Origin of the sequence: Faunimonas pinastri, assembly GCF_900110915.1 — a bacterium.
GTDB classification, from domain to species: domain Bacteria; phylum Pseudomonadota; class Alphaproteobacteria; order Rhizobiales; family Afifellaceae; genus Faunimonas; species Faunimonas pinastri.
This window is the reverse complement of record NZ_FOFG01000022.1, coordinates 1-14117: the sequence shown is the minus strand read 5'-3', so window position 1 is coordinate 14117 and position 14117 is coordinate 1. Positions and strand designations below refer to the sequence as shown.

Here is a 14117-nt window from a genome sequence, read left to right as displayed (position 1 = left end):
CGGCACCTCGGTGGCGCACGATGGTAGGCCGGCGAAGTAAAGTCAATCAACCTTACCGAGTAGAGCGAGTTCCTCTTGTCAAGACAAGGGCAAGGCAAAGACACAACATGATTGGCAAGATGAATCCACGCGCCAAAACATCCGGAGGCTTCGGAGCCGCAATCGGGAGTTGCGAATCCACTGTGGCGTCACCACCCAGGGGCGATTGTTCGATCACCCTGCCGTAGCCGTCGACCACCGCGGAAATGCCGGTATCGGCGGCGCGGACCATCGGCAGTCCTTCCTCCACGCTGCGCACGCGAGCGAAGTGGAAGTGCTGATACGGACCGGAGGTGCGGCCAAACCAGGAATCGTTGGTGACGTTGATGATGAAGCCCGGGCGTTCGCCGCGGGGCACGACCGCGCCAGGGAAGATGACCTCGTAGCAGACCAGCGGCGCGAAGGACGGGGCACCCGGCAGGCTGAGGGCATGGCGCAGCGTACCAGGCGAAAAGCCGCCGGGAAGCTGGTTCACCGCTGTGAAGCCTATCCGGTCGAAAAAGCCCTGGAACGGCAGGTATTCGCCGAAGGGAACGAGGTGGACCTTGTCGTAGCCGCCCTGGATCGTGCCGTTGTCGTCGATCACGTAGACGCTGTTGTAGACCTTGCGGGAACCGTCCGGCAGCGTTTCGACGCGGGCGGCGCCGGTGACCAGCGAAACGCCCGGCGGCATCAGGTCGGCCAGCCGCGACAGCGCGTCCGGATCTTCCGTCAGCGCGAAGGGAAAGGACGATTCCGGCCACACCAGCACGGTGCCGGGCGTCAGCGGCGAACCCTGCGTGCTCAGCCGCGCAAAGGTGTCCAGCACCTTGTCCTTGTCCTCCGGCCCCCATGCGGACGCCGGGTCGAAGGCGGGTTGCACGATCCGCATCTTCACGCCGGGAACAAAGGCTTCCCGCGCGTCGGACAGGCGGACAAATCCGTAGCCGGCAAGCGTTATGATCGCAACCAGACCGAGAAAAGGCAGCGCGACGGGGCGGCGCTGGCCGGGGAAGATCGGCGCCAGCGCGGCGGGCGACGCGAAGATCACCAGCGCCAGCACGTTGAGCCCATAGAGCCCGAAGAGACCGGCGGACTGCATCATCACGTCGCCGGCGGTCAGCGCATAGCCGATCTCGTTCCAGGGAAAGCCGGTAAGAACCGTGCCGCGCAGCCATTCGGCGATGCCGAGGCCAAGCGCCAGCGCGAAGACGCGCCGCCAGCCTTCCCGCCAGAAGGCCTGCGCGATCGCCGCGCCCAGCCCCCAGAAAAGGGCGAGCCCGGCGGGAAGCGCCAGCACCGCCAGCGGCATCAGCCAGCCGAACGCCCCGGCATCCACCAGGAAGGCGGCGCCGATCCACCAGAGGCCGGCCAGGAAATAACCGAAGCCGAAGCTCCAGCCCACGGCGAAGGCCGGCAGGAAACGCCTGACGCGCCCTCCCCGGCGCGACGCCACCGCGCCGTCGATCAGCCAGACGAGGACGGGAAAGGTGATCCAGAGGACGGGAAAGGCAAAATACGGTGGCTGCGACAACGCCGAGGCCGCGCCGGCGAGAAAGGCAACGAGCCAGCGCCGCCAGCCCCAGGTGAGGATCAGCGCGTAGGCCATGCGGTCCAGGAGCGTGGAGCCGGACCGGCCAAGCACCAGCCCGCCCGACGGCCTGAAACTCATGCAGAGCCCCTTAGCCATCGCCGCGCGTCTCGCCGGATCGGGAGAAATCGTCCGGATCGGCCTGCACCGGCGCTTGCGTCTGCTGAGCGGCGGAGTTCGCGGGCCGATCCCCCGCCTCGTTCGCCTGCGGGGCCGTGTCGCCCGCCGTCCGCACGCGCTGGCGCACGGGCTTGGGCTTGCGCCGCTCACGGATACGCATGCGCTTCACGCGGCGCGGATCGGCATCGAGAATTTCGAACTCGAAGCCCGGCACGGCATTCACGATCTCACCGCGAAGCGGCACCCGACCGAGCACCGTCGAGACGAGCCCGCCCAGCGTCTCGATCTCGTGCTCTTCCCCGTCCTCGATCCGGAAGGAGGGGCCGATCACCTCGACCGCCTCTTCCAGCGAGGCGCGGGCATCCGCCACGAACTGCCCTTCGGAGACCTTGATGATGGTGGCCTCCTCGTCGAGGTCGTGCTCGTCCTCGATCTCGCCGACGATGATCTCGACGAGATCCTCCAGCGAGACGAGGCCGTCGGTGCCGCCATATTCGTCGATGACCAGAGCCATCTGGATGCGGCTTGCCTGCATCCGCTGCAACAGCAGCCGCGCCGGCATGGAAGGCGGCACGAACAGCACCGGCCGCACCAGCCCTGTGCTGTGAAGCGGCAGGGAGAGGTCGATCACGGAAAGATCGAAATGCGGATCGGTCTCATCCTCGCCGGCAAGCGGCTTGCGCACGGCCGTGTCGGTGATCCAGGCCATCACGTCCTTGATGTGGACCATGCCCACGGGATCATCCAGCGTCTCGCGATAGACGGGCATGCGGGAATGGCCGGCCTCGCGGAACTCCGCCAGCACGGAAGCCACGGAGGCCTCCACCTCGACACATTCGATATCGGCGCGCGGCACCATGACGTCGGCCACCCGCATGTCGCCCAGACGCAGGATGGCGCGCAGCATGTTGCGCTCCTCCGGCGAGAAGGACGACGTGGCACCGGCCTCGTCGGCGGCGATCGCCTCCTCGATTTCCGAGCGCGCCGAGCCGCTCTGCCACAGGCCGAAGATACTGCCGAGGGCGGACCTCAGCCGGCCGGTAACGGGTTCGGGCGCAGACTCGCCGATCCGGGCCGAAAGATCGCCGGCGGGATCGGGACTTCGAGGGTCGTCACTCATGGTCTTGCGGCGGCACCGCATAGGGGTCGGCTATGCCGATCAGCCCCAGCGCCTGCCGTTCCAGTCCTTCCATTTCCTCGGCCTCGCCTTCGTCCTCGTGGTCATAGCCGAGGAGATGCAGGAAGCCATGCACGATGAGGTGGGTGATGTGGTCGTCGAGGGTCTTACCCTCCGCGGCCGCCTCGCGGGCAACCGTCTGCGATGCCAGCACGATGTCGCCGAGCAGCGGACCTGCGGCCTGGGGAAAGGACAGGACGTTGGTGGCCTTGTCCTTCTCGCGCCATTGCGCGTTCAGCTCGCGGATCGCCTCGTCGTCGGTGAAGAGGATGCTGACTTCGCTCTCGTCGTCCAGTTCGGGAGAGGCGACCTCGAGGGCGACCCGCACGGCGCGTTCGGCCAGCGCGATCAGGTGATCCTCACCGGGCCACTCGCCGTCTTCCACGATGACGGCAATCGAAATCTCCGCCTCCGAACCGGCGGCGGCCTGACCCGGCTGCATCTCGCTCATGCGCGATCCGCCTCAAGGCCTCCCCGCTCATAGGCCTCCACGATCCGCTGGACGAGGGCATGGCGCACGACGTCGGCACCCGTGAAGCGGATGATGGAAACGCTGTCCACGCCGTCCAGCAACCGGGTGGCCTCGACCAGGCCGGACACCTCGCCCGGCCGCAGGTCGATCTGCGACGGGTCGCCGGTAATGATCATCTTGGATCCTTCGCCCAGGCGGGTCAGGAACATCTTCATCTGCATGGAGGTCGCGTTCTGCGCCTCGTCCAGGATGATCGCGGAATGGGCCAGCGTCCGGCCGCGCATGAAGGCGAGCGGCGCCACCTCGATGGTGCCGGAGGACAGGCCGCGCTCCACCTTCTCCGACGGCATCATGTCGTAGAGGGCGTCGTAGAGCGGACGCAGGTAGGGATCGACCTTTTCCTTGAGGTCGCCGGGCAGGAAGCCCAGCCGCTCCCCGGCCTCCACCGCGGGGCGGGACAGGATGATGCGGTCGACCTCGCCGCGCTCCAGCATGGCGGCGGCATAGGCAACCGCGAGATAGGTCTTGCCCGTGCCGGCCGGGCCGGTGCCGAACACCAGCTCCGCCCCGTCCATCGCGCGGATGTAGGCGTCCTGCGTCAGCGTGCGCGCCGAAACGGACTTCTTGCGCGTGGAAATGCCCGCGAAGCGCATGCGGCTGGATTCGGTCATGGTCGGGAGCGAGAGCTGCGCGTTCGGCGCTTCCGCCATCCGCAGCGCGCCTTCCACGTCACCGCCGGCCACGTCGTGGCCCTCGAGCAGGCGGTCGTAAAGCCCTTCCAGCACGCGACGCGCCTGCGCCAGCGACGCCGCCGGGCCGGAAAGCGTGACCGTGTTGCCGCGCGCGATCGCGGAGACGCCGAGGCGCTTCTCGATCATCGCGAGGTGCTGGTCGAATTGTCCGTAGAGGATGCTCGCCAGCCGGTTGTTGTCGAAGACGAGATCGATCTGCTGATCGCTCGGGTTGAAACGAGGGACGCCCACGCCATTGCGTGCTGCCATCAGGCGATTGCTTTCTGCAAGACCATCTCCTCGACCAATGTGCCGAACAGACTGTTCGTTCCCATGCCGTCAACCACCACGCTGACGATCTCACCGATTCGTTCTGCGGGCGCATCGACGTGGACAGTTTGCAGCCAGGGCGAGCGTCCTGCAAGCTGTCCGGGAAGCCGACCCGGTTTTTCGAGCAGGATATCGATCCGGCGGCCGAGCATGGCGGCGTTGAAGGCCTTCTGCTGCGCCTCGATCAGCGCCTGCAGGCGGAGCAGCCGCTCCGTCTTCACCGCTTCCGGCACCTGCTCTTCGTGGCTGGCGGCCGGCGTGCCCGTGCGCGGGGAATATTTGAAGGTGTAGGCGCCGGCATAGCCGACCTCCTCCACCAGCCGCATCGTGTCCTCGAAATCGGCGTCGGTCTCGCCGGGAAAGCCCACGATGAAGTCGCCGGAAAGCGCAAGATCGGGCCGTGCGAGGCGCAGTCGCTCGATCAGCCGGAGATAGCTCGCGGCATCGTGCTTGCGGTTCATCGCGGCGAGGATGCGGTCTGAGCCGGACTGCACGGGCAGGTGCAGGTAGGGCATCAGTTCCGGCAGCTCGCGATGCGCGGCGATCAGGTCGTCGCCCATGTCGCGGGGATGGCTGGTCATGTAGCGCAGCCGGTCGAGGCCCGGAATGGCCGCGAGCTCGCGCAGCAGGCGCGCCAGCGACCACACGGAGCCGTCCTCCGCCGCGCCATGATAGGCGTTGACGTTCTGGCCGAGCAGCATGAGCTCGCGCACGCCGCGCCGGGCGAGGTTCCGCGCCTCGTCGAGGATGCGCGACACGGGCCGCGAGATTTCCGCGCCCCGCGTATAGGGCACCACGCAGAAGGTGCAGAACTTGTCGCAGCCCTCCTGCACCGTCAGGAAGGAGCTGACCGGCAGCGTCCGGCGCGCGGAGCCGCTCGCCGGCATGTGGTCGAACTTGTCTTCCGCGAATTCCGTCTCGACCGCGTGCCCCTCCGCCTTGGCGCGGGCGAGCACCTGCGGCAGGCGGTGGTAGCTCTGCGGGCCGACGACCACGTCCACCGCGGGCGCACGGGAAATGATCTCGCGGCCTTCCGCCTGCGCCACGCAGCCGGCGACGGCGATTTCCAGCTGGCGGCCCTCGGCTCGCGCCTGCTCCTTGAGAACGCGAAGACGGCCGACCTCGGAATAGACCTTTTCCGCCGCCTTCTCGCGGATATGGCAGGTGTTGAGCACCACCAGATCGGCGTCGTCCGCCCGGTCCGTGGCCGCATAGCCCTCGCGCGCCAGAATATCCGCCATACGATCGGAATCGTAGACGTTCATCTGACAGCCATAGGTCTTGATGAAGACTTTTTTCGCCTCGGTCATTCGGGGCGGTGCCAATCCATGCGTCGCATCTGGCGACACTTCTAGCCGAAAGCGGCCCCTGCGGCTAGGCCCCCGCGGGCGCATCCGGCGCCACCGGGCCGACCGACAGGTCTGCGGGATCGCGCCCGGCATTCACTTCCGCCGCGACGCGCCGCACCCACGCGCCCGCCTCCGCCGTGATCACCTTGCGATTGTCGCCGGCGCCCAGCCGGCGGGCGGGGCCGAAGATCACGTGCACGTCGATGGCTCCCTCGCGCATGATCCGGTTGAGGTGCGGGACGAGGTCAGCGCCACCGTACCACGCGATGTGGGGGCGATGCTGGCGACCGATCGGGATGCCCTGCCAGCGCGTATAGACCAGGGCGACCGGCTGCACCGTGGCGGTGCCGGCCGTGCTGATCGCCTGCTGCGCCGCGCCCACCAGGGCGGAACGGAACGGCAGCACGCGGTTCCCGTCGCTGGACGTGCCTTCCGCGAACAGCACGATGATGTCGCCGGCTTCCAGCCGCTTCGCCACTTCGCTGGCGCTTTCCCCGGTCGCCTGCCGGCGCTCGCGGTCGACGAAGATGGAGCGCTGCAGCTTGGCCAGCCAGCTGAAGACGGGCCAGCTCGCCACCTCCTTCTTGGCGATGAAGGATACCGGCGCCACGCTCGCCAGCACGATGATGTCGAGCCACGACGTGTGGTTGGAGAGCAGCAGCAGAGGCCGGGCGTCGGCGGGCCGGCCGACGACATTCACACGGATGCCGAGCAGGCGGATGACGAGACGGTGCCAGAGCGGGGTGAACATGCCTGCCGCGCGGCCGCCGATCTTCACGCCGATCAGATGGAAGGGAATCAGGACCAGGATCCAGACGACGATCAGAATCGTCGTGAAGACCAGGCGGAGGGTGCCGATCATTCCTCGTCGGCATCCTTGTCGAGCGGCACGGCGTAGAGTTCCAGCCGGTGATCGACCAGCCGATAGCCGAGCTCGCGCGCGATCCGCTCCTGGATGCGCTCGATCTCCTCGCTGCGGAACTCGATGACCTGCCCCGTGCGCACGTCGATGAGATGGTCGTGATGCTCGCCCGGCAGCGTCTCATAGCGGGCGCGGCCATCGCCGAAATCGTGACGCTCGATCACGCCGGCATCCTCGAAGAGCTTCACGGTGCGGTAGACGGTGGCGATGGAAAGCTGCTCGTCCATCGCGGCGGCGCGGCGATAGAGCTCTTCCACATCGGGATGATCGTCGGAGTTTTCCAGCACGCGGGCAACGAGGCGGCGCTGCTCGGTCATCCGCAGCCCTTTTTCCAGGCAGGCTTCTTCCAGGGTCGTTTTCGCCACGTCGGTCACGCCTAAGCTCACGATCCCGCCTAGCGGACCTTTCGGCGCATGACAAGCGCGCCGCGCGCGGCCATCTGGCCCTGCCGGTAGTAGTCGGGCCGTCGCCCGGTCTCCTCGAACTCCAGCGAGCGGTAGAGCGAGATGGCGGCGTTGTTGCCCTCCTCCACCTCCAGATGGAGGTCGGCGACCCTCTCGCTGTAGAGATGGCGGAGCGCTTCCTCGATCAGCTTGCGCGCCACGCCGCGCCGCCGGCACGCCTGGCAGACGGCAACCGAGATCACCTCCGCCTCGTCGGCTGCGATGCGGTAGAGGATGAAGCCGGCCTTTGTCACGCGGCCGAGCGCGCCGCGATGCTCCGCGACCAGCGCATGCATGCGGGGCTGGCGCAGGAGATCGTCGAACTCCTCCTCGCTCCAGCCACGGCGGAAACTGTCGGCGTGTATTTCGGCCAGCACGTCGAGATCGGCATCCGTCGCCGGCCGTACGCGAATGGAGGACCGTCCGAACGCCATCATGCCCGCGCGACCGCCTTGCCGGTCTGCGGCTTGGCATCGGCGCCGCGAAGATAAAGCGGCTTTGCCGGCACGATGCCGCGACCCCGCAGAGCGAGCTCGACGACCCTGTCGATGTCGGCCGCGTCACGCTCGTCGGCGATTTCGGGGGCGATCTCGGCGGCGATGCCGCGTTCCCGAAGCTCTTCGGCGAGCATCGGTGCGGCCGAGCCGTTGAGGACGAGGCGGCCGGCACCGGCCAAGCGCTCCGCCAGATCGGGGATGCGGGTGAGGCAGGATTCAACCAGCACCGCGCCGTCAGCCGTGCGGGCGCGGGCGAAGACCTCGTCGCGGCGCGCATCGAGAGCGGTGACAACAGCGGCGCCGGGCCGGTCGCGGCGGGCGCTCTCGCCGATCGCGTCCAGCACGTCGATGCCGATGGCCGGAACATCCAGCGCCAGCGCCAGCCCGCGCGCCGCCGCGACGCCGATACGGACGCCGGTAAAGGAGCCCGGACCGACGGTGACGGCGATAGCGGTGAGTTCGGAAAAGCCGACGCCCGCCTCGGCCATGCATTCGGAGATCAGCGGCATCAGGCGCTCGGCATGGCCCCGGCCGATCCGCTCGGACCGACGCGCGAGGATTTCCGCGCGTCCCTCACCCCCCGTGCGGGACCCCGGTCGAGCGATGGCGACCGCGCAGTCCGGTCCGGCCGTGTCGATGGCGAGCAACATGGAAGAGCGCGTAAACGCCTGGCGCGGACCTGTCGAGCCCGGACAAGGAAAAGGGGCCCGAAGGCCCCATCACATTCCGGCGAAAAGCCTGGCCTCGCCCGGGTTGGACCCGATCAGACCGGACGCACTTCCTGCACGTCCGGCACGAAATGCCGCAACAGGTTCTCGATGCCCTGCTTCAGCGTGGCCGTGGAGGAGGGGCAGCCGGAGCAGGCGCCCTTCATGTGCAGGAACACCACGCCTTCGCGGTAGCCGTGGAAGGTGATGTCGCCGCCATCATTGGCCACCGCCGGGCGCACGCGCGTGTCGATCAGTTCCTTGATCGTGGAAACCGTTTCCGCGTCGGCCTCGTCGTAGTCGCTGCCTTCCAGATCCGCTCCACCCTCGTTCAGGACGGGAGCGCCGGACAGGAAATGCTCCATGATCGCGCCGAGAACGGCGGGCTTGATATGCGCCCAGTCCATGTCCGTCTTGGTGACCGTGACGAAATCCTGTCCGAGGAACACGCCGGTGACGCCCTCGACCTCGAAGATCCGGCTGGCGAGCGGCGACAGGTAGGCGTCGACGGAATCGCGGAAGTCGCGCGTGCCCTCTTCCAGCACGATGCGGCCGGGCAGGAACTTCAGCGTCGCGGGATTGGGGGTTTCTTCGGTCTGGATGAACATTGGGGCAGCCCTCGGTTTCCACGGGTCAAGGCCGCGGATCCTGGATGATATCCCGACTGAGATGGTCGGGATTGCGCCCCACGTCAAGCGCGGCTCATTCGCGCCCGCTTTTCGCTCCGGCCACCCCCGCCTCCCAGCCGAGGATCGCGCGCTTGCGCGTCAGTCCCCAATGATAGCCCGTCAGCGCGCCGGAGCGGCCCAGCACGCGGTGACAGGGAACGACGAAGGAGATCGGATTGGCGCCGACAACCCCGCCCACGGCGCGCGCCGCGGTCGGCCGCTCGATGTGCCGGGCGATGTCGGAATAGGTGGTCGCCTGCCCCAATGGGATGCGCAGCAGCGCCCGCCAGACGCGGATCTGGAAATCGCTGCCGATCATCACGATGCGCAGCGGCGTTTCCGGCCGCCATTCCCGCCGGTCGAAGATGCGCCGGGCATAGGCGGCGGTTTCCACCACGTCGCGGACGTAATGCGCCCGCGGCCAGCGCGCCGTCATGTCGGCGAGTACCTTTTCCTCCTCGCCCTCGTCGGCGAAGGCGAGGCCCGCCAGCCCGTGCTCGGTGATCAGCACCAGCGCCTGGCCGAAGGGCGAGGGATGGAAGCCGTAGCGCAGCACCAGCCCCTCGCCGCGCGCCTTGTAGGCGCCGGGCGTGATCGCCTCATGCGTCACGAAGAGATCGTGCAGCCGCCCCGGCCCGGACAGGCCGACCTCATAGGCGCAATCGAGCACGGAGGCTGAATCGGCGAGAAGCCGCCGCGCATGGTCCAGCGTCTGCGCCTGGATGAAGGCCTTGGGCGACAGGCCCGCCCAGCGCGTGAAGAGCTTCTGCAGCCGTGTCGGCTCCATGCCGACGCGGGCGGCGATCGCGTCGAGCGACGGCTGCTCGCGCCAGTTCTCCGTGAGGTATTCCACGACCTGCCGAACCATGCGGTAATCGGCATGCGACTCGTAGAGCCCGAAATCGACCGGCGTGACTGACTGCATGTGAAGCGACATGGCATCCTCCATGGGTCTGGAAGATGCCGGGAGAACGGGCCCGAAACCACCCGATTCTTGCTCCGACGCTTCGGCCCGCGCCGAAACGTCGAGCGGATCAGCGCCGCGCTTCGGCAAGGGCCGCTCCGAAGGCGCCGGCGAAGCTGGTGCGGTCGTCGGGATTGAGGAAGCCGCCGACCGGCACGCCCTCGCCCCGCGCCAGGACGCGGATGGCCGTGACGCCCTCTTCCTTGTCCTCCACGATCCGCAGCCGCACCCAGAGCGGATTGAAGCGGAACTCCCGCACGCGTCCGTTCGCCGCCACCTTGCGGATCACCAGCGCGGCGCGGCTCACCTCGATCTCCTCATAGGCGCGGGCCTGCCGGTAGTTGATGCGGAAGGCCAGATAGATCGCCAGCACGTCCAGCCCGCAGAAGCCGAAGACCGGCCAAGCGCCGATGCGCCAGAAGACCAGGCCCGTGCCGAACCAGATCGCCGCGATCACGCCCATCAGCACGACGAAGCCGCGCCGGCCGAGCGAGCGATGCGCGGTCAGCGTGGCGGCAAAGATGACGGCGTCGAAGCCGTCTTCTTCGGTGCCGTCCGCGCCGGAAGCGTCGTCCTCAAGGGCATTGTCGGAAGCCATGCCGTCTCAATATAGAGAGCGGATGGCCAAGATCACCACCGCCCTTTCCGCTCCCGACGCCGCCCGGACAAAGCCCGCCCCTGCGGCAGCGCGCAAGCCGGCAAAGCGCGGCACCCGCACCCGTCTGAGCCGGCCCGAGATCGAGCTCCTCTTCACCCGCCTCCACGCGAAGAACCCGGAGCCGAAGGGCGAGCTGGAATATGTGAACCCCTTCACCTTGCTGGTGGCTGTCGTCCTTTCCGCGCAGGCGACGGATGCCGGCGTCAACAAGGCGACGCGGCGGCTCTTCGAGATCGCCGATACGCCGGAAAAGATGCTGGCGCTCGGCGTCGAGGCCGTGACCGAGCATATCAAGACGATCGGCCTCTTTCGCGGCAAGGCGAAGAACGTGGTGGAGCTTTCCCGTCTCCTCGTTGAGGAGCATGGAAGCGAAGTGCCGCCCGACCGCGAGGCGCTGGAAAAGCTGCCGGGCGTCGGGCGCAAGACGGCGAACGTCGTGCTCAACATCGCCTTCGGTCACCCGACCATCGCCGTCGACACGCACATATTCCGCGTTTCCAACCGAACGGGCCTCGCGCCCGGCAAGGACGTGGACGCGGTGGAGCAGGTGCTGGAGCGCGTGACGCCCGACCGTTTCCGCCTGCACGCCCATCACTGGCTGATCCTGCACGGCCGCTACGTCTGCAAGGCGCGCAAGCCCGATTGCCCTGTCTGCCCCATCGCCGATGTCTGCCGCTTCAAGGAGAAGGTGCAGCCCGCCGGGCGCTATTCCCGCGTGCCGGAACTGGAAGCGGCCGCGATGGCGGACACGCTGTCGCGACTGGAGACGCCATGACCACGACCCTCGGCCCGATCGGCGAGACGACCCACGGCCGGATCTGCCGCGCGACCCTCGCCATCGAAACGCGCCGCCCCGGATTCACCGAGATCACCGGCGAGCTCGCGCGGTTCCTCCGGCAGGCCCAGGCCGGCGACGGGCTCCTCAACGTCTTCGTCCGCCACACCTCGGCCTCGCTGACCGTGCAGGAGAATGCCGATCCGGACGTCCGCACCGACCTGATGACGGCGCTGGATCGTCTGGCGCCGCGCGATTTCGGTTGGGTGCACGACGCGGAAGGGCCGGACGACATGCCCGCCCATGTCAGGACCATGGTAACGGACGCCTCCCTCGTCCTGCCCGTCGCGGAAGGCCGGCTGCAACTCGGGACATGGCAGGGCATCTACCTGATCGAGCACCGGGATCGGCCGCACCGGCGCACGATCGTGCTGACCTATAGCGGCAGCTGATCGCGGCCCAACGGAGGGGTAAGGGTAGCGTCAGCTCCGCGCGCGCATCACCGGCGTGCGCCGCCACCAGCGCGTCTTCTGCTCCTCGCGCACGAAGGTGACGAGCCCGGCGCCCATGATGATGGCGATGCCGATCACCATGAACACGTCGAGCCGGTCGCCGAAGAGGAAGTAGCCGAAGCCCACACCCCAGATCATCTGGCTGTATTGGGGCGGCGCGATCCGGCTGGCCGGCGCGAATTGGGCGGCGACCATGAGCAGGATGTTGCCGAGCGCGCCGAGAAGGCCGTAGCTCAGCAGCGGCAGCCAGAGTTCGAGGGTGGGCCACCGAAAGCCGGGGATCATCAGGATCGCCGCCGCCACGAGCGGACCGGCCAGCCCGCTGCCATAGAGCGTGACGCGCTTTTCAGTCGGCCCCAGCACGCGCAGGATGATGATCGCGACCGCGCCGGAAAGGCCGCCGACGATCGCCGCCAAATGGCCGATGCCGAGTTCGCGAAAGCCCGGCCGGAGCACCACGAGCACGCCCACGAAGCCGGCGATCACGGCCGACCAGCGACGCCAGCCGACCTTCTCGCCCAGAAACAGCACGGAGAAGATCGTCACGAACAGCGGCAGCAGGAAGATCAGCGCGAACGCTTCCGCCATGGGAAGCGCGGTGAAGGCGATCACGCTGGAAACCGACCCCGTGACCGCGACCAGTGCGCGGAGCAGCCAGAGCTTGCGTCGCGTCGTGCGGTAGAGATCGGCCCAGCGGTCGTCCCGTTTCATCATGAAGGGCACGGCGGCGAAGCCGAACACTGTCCCGATGAATACCACCTCGAAGGGATCGAGCCGCCCGTTCAGGAACTTGATGGAGGCGTCGCTCATCGCATAGGCGGCATAGGACAGGAAGGCGAGGACGATGCCCTTCAGCATGGGGGAGGTTCCGGCAGCTCGGGAGAGATTGCCGGAGGCGGGCGGCCATTCCGAATCAATCGGACGCGCCGGCGAGCAGCGAATCGCGTCCATGCGGCTCTAGCAGAGCGGGAAAGACTTGTCCCCGGGCTTCAATTCCCCGCACCGCAATTCTCGGCGCTGCGGCTTACAAGCCGAAATTCCGTCGCGGCAGGCGCCTCAGAGCGCCGAGCGGGCGGCAATCGCCCCGGCGAAGAAGGCGACGGAAGCGGCCGCTGAAAAGCGGGCGAAGCGCAGATAGGCTTCCGCCATGGTTTCGTTCACCTGCTTGCGGATGTCGCCTCGCCGGGCGCGAGGATCGGCGGAGACGAGGCCCCAGAGCTCGGTGTTGGTAGGGTCGGCATCGCCGCTGGACGAGGAGCGGTAGAAGAGCAGCGCGGAGAGGCCGATGCAGCCGAGGCCGCCGACCTTCAGGGCCAGGTCGGGATGGAAACTCAGGAGCGCCATCAGAATGGCGATCGCCGTCAATGGAACCATGATGCTGCGCATCACCGAGAGGTAAGCGAGCTTGCGAAGCTCATCCATGGTTCCGGCTCCTTTCAGACCTCAGCCCTAATGCGGCTCGGGCCAGCTTGTTCCACACGGATGGCAGCGATGCCGGCGCAATCTTGCCCGCCCCGCATCCTTGCCCCATTTTGCGGTAAGACAAGAATACACCATCACACTCCGTGTCTCCTTCATAAAGGCATCATGCTCAACGAATTCAAGAAGTTCGCTCTGCGCGGCAACGTTCTCGATCTGGCCGTCGGCGTCATTCTCGGCGCGGCCTTCAGCGGGATCGTCTCCTCCCTCGTCGACGACATCATCATGCCACCGATCGGACTGTTGCTCGGGCAGGTCGATTTCTCGCAGTTCTTCATCGTGTTGAAGGGCGACGGTCACTTCAACACCATCGCGCAGGCCAAGGCGGCCGGTGCGGTCACGTGGAATTTCGGCCTGTTCATCAATGCGGTCATCAAGTTCATGATCGTGTCGATCGCAGTCTTCGGGCTGGTGCGCGGCATCAACAAGCTCTTCAAGATGCACCAGGACGAGAAGAAGAAGGAGACGCCGCCGGAGGTGCTGCTGCTTCAGGAAATCCGCGACATCCTCAAGGGCGAGGAAATGCCCATATCCGGGCCGCCGGAATCATCCAATGCAGCGAACATTGCCCAAGGTCCCGAAGTGTCTGGTCCCCAGGCGATCGGCCCCTAGGTTCTGAACTCATTAAGGGTTGAGCTTCTGGTCGAAGGCTGATTCACCTGTTCGGGGAGGAGCATGGTGATGGCGCGTTACGATCTCAGCGA

16 protein-coding genes and 1 pseudogene are annotated in these 14117 nt (G+C 67.2%); 3 read left to right on the top strand and 14 right to left on the bottom strand.

Features of this window, described 5'->3' with window-relative positions; genetic code table 11:
- Positions 1 to 52 precede the first annotated feature (52 nt).
- From lnt to BMY25_RS18855, 12 genes are all read right to left on the bottom strand, one after another.
- The gene (gene lnt, locus BMY25_RS18910) at positions 53 to 1690 is read right to left on the bottom strand and encodes an apolipoprotein N-acyltransferase (protein ID WP_238858424.1); all 1638 of its coding nucleotides are present in this window, start codon (positions 1688 to 1690) and stop codon (positions 53 to 55) included.
- 10 nt (positions 1691 to 1700) lie between these two features.
- Positions 1701 to 2849 (bottom strand): hemolysin family protein, encoded by a 1149-nt coding sequence (locus BMY25_RS18905; RefSeq protein ID WP_177176952.1) that lies wholly within the window; start codon positions 2847 to 2849, stop codon positions 1701 to 1703.
- The gene (ybeY, locus tag BMY25_RS18900; RefSeq protein ID WP_428976987.1) at positions 2842 to 3357 is read right to left on the bottom strand and encodes an rRNA maturation RNase YbeY; all 516 of its coding nucleotides are present in this window, start codon (positions 3355 to 3357) and stop codon (positions 2842 to 2844) included. The genes BMY25_RS18905 and ybeY overlap by 8 nt, the downstream gene beginning before the upstream one ends.
- Positions 3354 to 4379: a PhoH family protein gene (locus tag BMY25_RS18895; protein ID WP_092499573.1), complete on the bottom strand. Its 1026-nt coding sequence runs from the start codon at positions 4377 to 4379 to the stop codon at positions 3354 to 3356. The genes ybeY and BMY25_RS18895 overlap by 4 nt, the downstream gene beginning before the upstream one ends.
- The gene (gene miaB, locus BMY25_RS18890; RefSeq protein ID WP_092499571.1) at positions 4379 to 5749 is read right to left on the bottom strand and encodes a tRNA (N6-isopentenyl adenosine(37)-C2)-methylthiotransferase MiaB; all 1371 of its coding nucleotides are present in this window, start codon (positions 5747 to 5749) and stop codon (positions 4379 to 4381) included. The genes BMY25_RS18895 and miaB overlap by 1 nt, the downstream gene beginning before the upstream one ends.
- A 64-nt stretch (positions 5750 to 5813) precedes the next feature.
- Positions 5814 to 6650, bottom strand: coding sequence for a lyso-ornithine lipid O-acyltransferase (olsA, locus tag BMY25_RS18885; RefSeq protein WP_092499569.1), 837 nt, complete (start codon positions 6648 to 6650; stop codon positions 5814 to 5816).
- Complete coding sequence (locus tag BMY25_RS18880; RefSeq protein WP_092499567.1) at positions 6647 to 7084, bottom strand: Fur family transcriptional regulator; 438 nt, start codon at positions 7082 to 7084, stop codon at positions 6647 to 6649. Before BMY25_RS18880 ends, olsA begins: the two co-directional genes overlap by 4 nt.
- Positions 7085 to 7104: 20 nt before the next feature.
- Positions 7105 to 7590 carry a GNAT family N-acetyltransferase gene (locus BMY25_RS18875; protein WP_092499565.1) on the bottom strand — a complete coding sequence of 162 codons (486 nt, stop codon included), beginning with the start codon at positions 7588 to 7590 and terminating at the stop codon, positions 7105 to 7107.
- Entirely contained in the window at positions 7587 to 8300 is a 714-nt protein-coding gene (tsaB, locus tag BMY25_RS18870; RefSeq protein WP_092499563.1) for a tRNA (adenosine(37)-N6)-threonylcarbamoyltransferase complex dimerization subunit type 1 TsaB, read from the bottom strand. The genes BMY25_RS18875 and tsaB overlap by 4 nt, the downstream gene beginning before the upstream one ends.
- A gap of 113 nt (positions 8301 to 8413) precedes the next feature.
- A complete protein-coding gene (locus BMY25_RS18865) occupies positions 8414 to 8965 on the bottom strand; it encodes a NifU family protein (RefSeq protein WP_092499561.1) in 552 nt (183 codons plus the stop codon).
- Positions 8966 to 9059: 94 nt separating this feature from the next.
- Positions 9060 to 9950 (bottom strand): methylated-DNA--[protein]-cysteine S-methyltransferase, encoded by an 891-nt coding sequence (locus tag BMY25_RS18860; RefSeq protein ID WP_092499614.1) that lies wholly within the window; start codon positions 9948 to 9950, stop codon positions 9060 to 9062.
- A 109-nt stretch (positions 9951 to 10059) separates the two neighbouring features.
- Positions 10060 to 10587, bottom strand: a complete 528-nt coding sequence (locus BMY25_RS18855; protein ID WP_092499559.1) for a DUF2244 domain-containing protein — start codon at positions 10585 to 10587, stop codon at positions 10060 to 10062.
- A 22-nt stretch (positions 10588 to 10609) separates the two neighbouring features.
- Between BMY25_RS18855 and nth the strand changes: the two genes are divergently transcribed.
- Together nth and BMY25_RS18845 are read left to right on the top strand one after the other, a co-directional pair.
- Complete coding sequence (gene nth, locus BMY25_RS18850; protein ID WP_238858423.1) at positions 10610 to 11422, top strand: endonuclease III; 813 nt, start codon at positions 10610 to 10612, stop codon at positions 11420 to 11422.
- Complete coding sequence (locus tag BMY25_RS18845; RefSeq protein ID WP_092499557.1) at positions 11419 to 11874, top strand: secondary thiamine-phosphate synthase enzyme YjbQ; 456 nt, start codon at positions 11419 to 11421, stop codon at positions 11872 to 11874. The genes nth and BMY25_RS18845 overlap by 4 nt, the downstream gene beginning before the upstream one ends.
- A 30-nt stretch (positions 11875 to 11904) precedes the next feature.
- On the opposite strand, the gene BMY25_RS18840 is transcribed toward BMY25_RS18845, so the two are convergent.
- Together BMY25_RS18840 and BMY25_RS18835 are read right to left on the bottom strand one after the other, a co-directional pair.
- On the bottom strand, positions 11905 to 12792 hold the full coding sequence (locus tag BMY25_RS18840) for a DMT family transporter (RefSeq protein WP_092499610.1): 888 nt from the start codon (positions 12790 to 12792) through the stop codon (positions 11905 to 11907).
- A gap of 198 nt (positions 12793 to 12990) precedes the next feature.
- Entirely contained in the window at positions 12991 to 13356 is a 366-nt protein-coding gene (locus BMY25_RS18835) for a hypothetical protein (protein ID WP_092499555.1), read from the bottom strand.
- Between the two features lie 165 nt (positions 13357 to 13521).
- Here BMY25_RS18835 and mscL point away from each other — a divergent pair.
- A pseudogene (gene mscL, locus BMY25_RS18830) lies at positions 13522 to 13935 on the top strand (large conductance mechanosensitive channel protein MscL); the annotation flags it as partial.
- Positions 13936 to 14117: the final 182 nt, after the last annotated feature.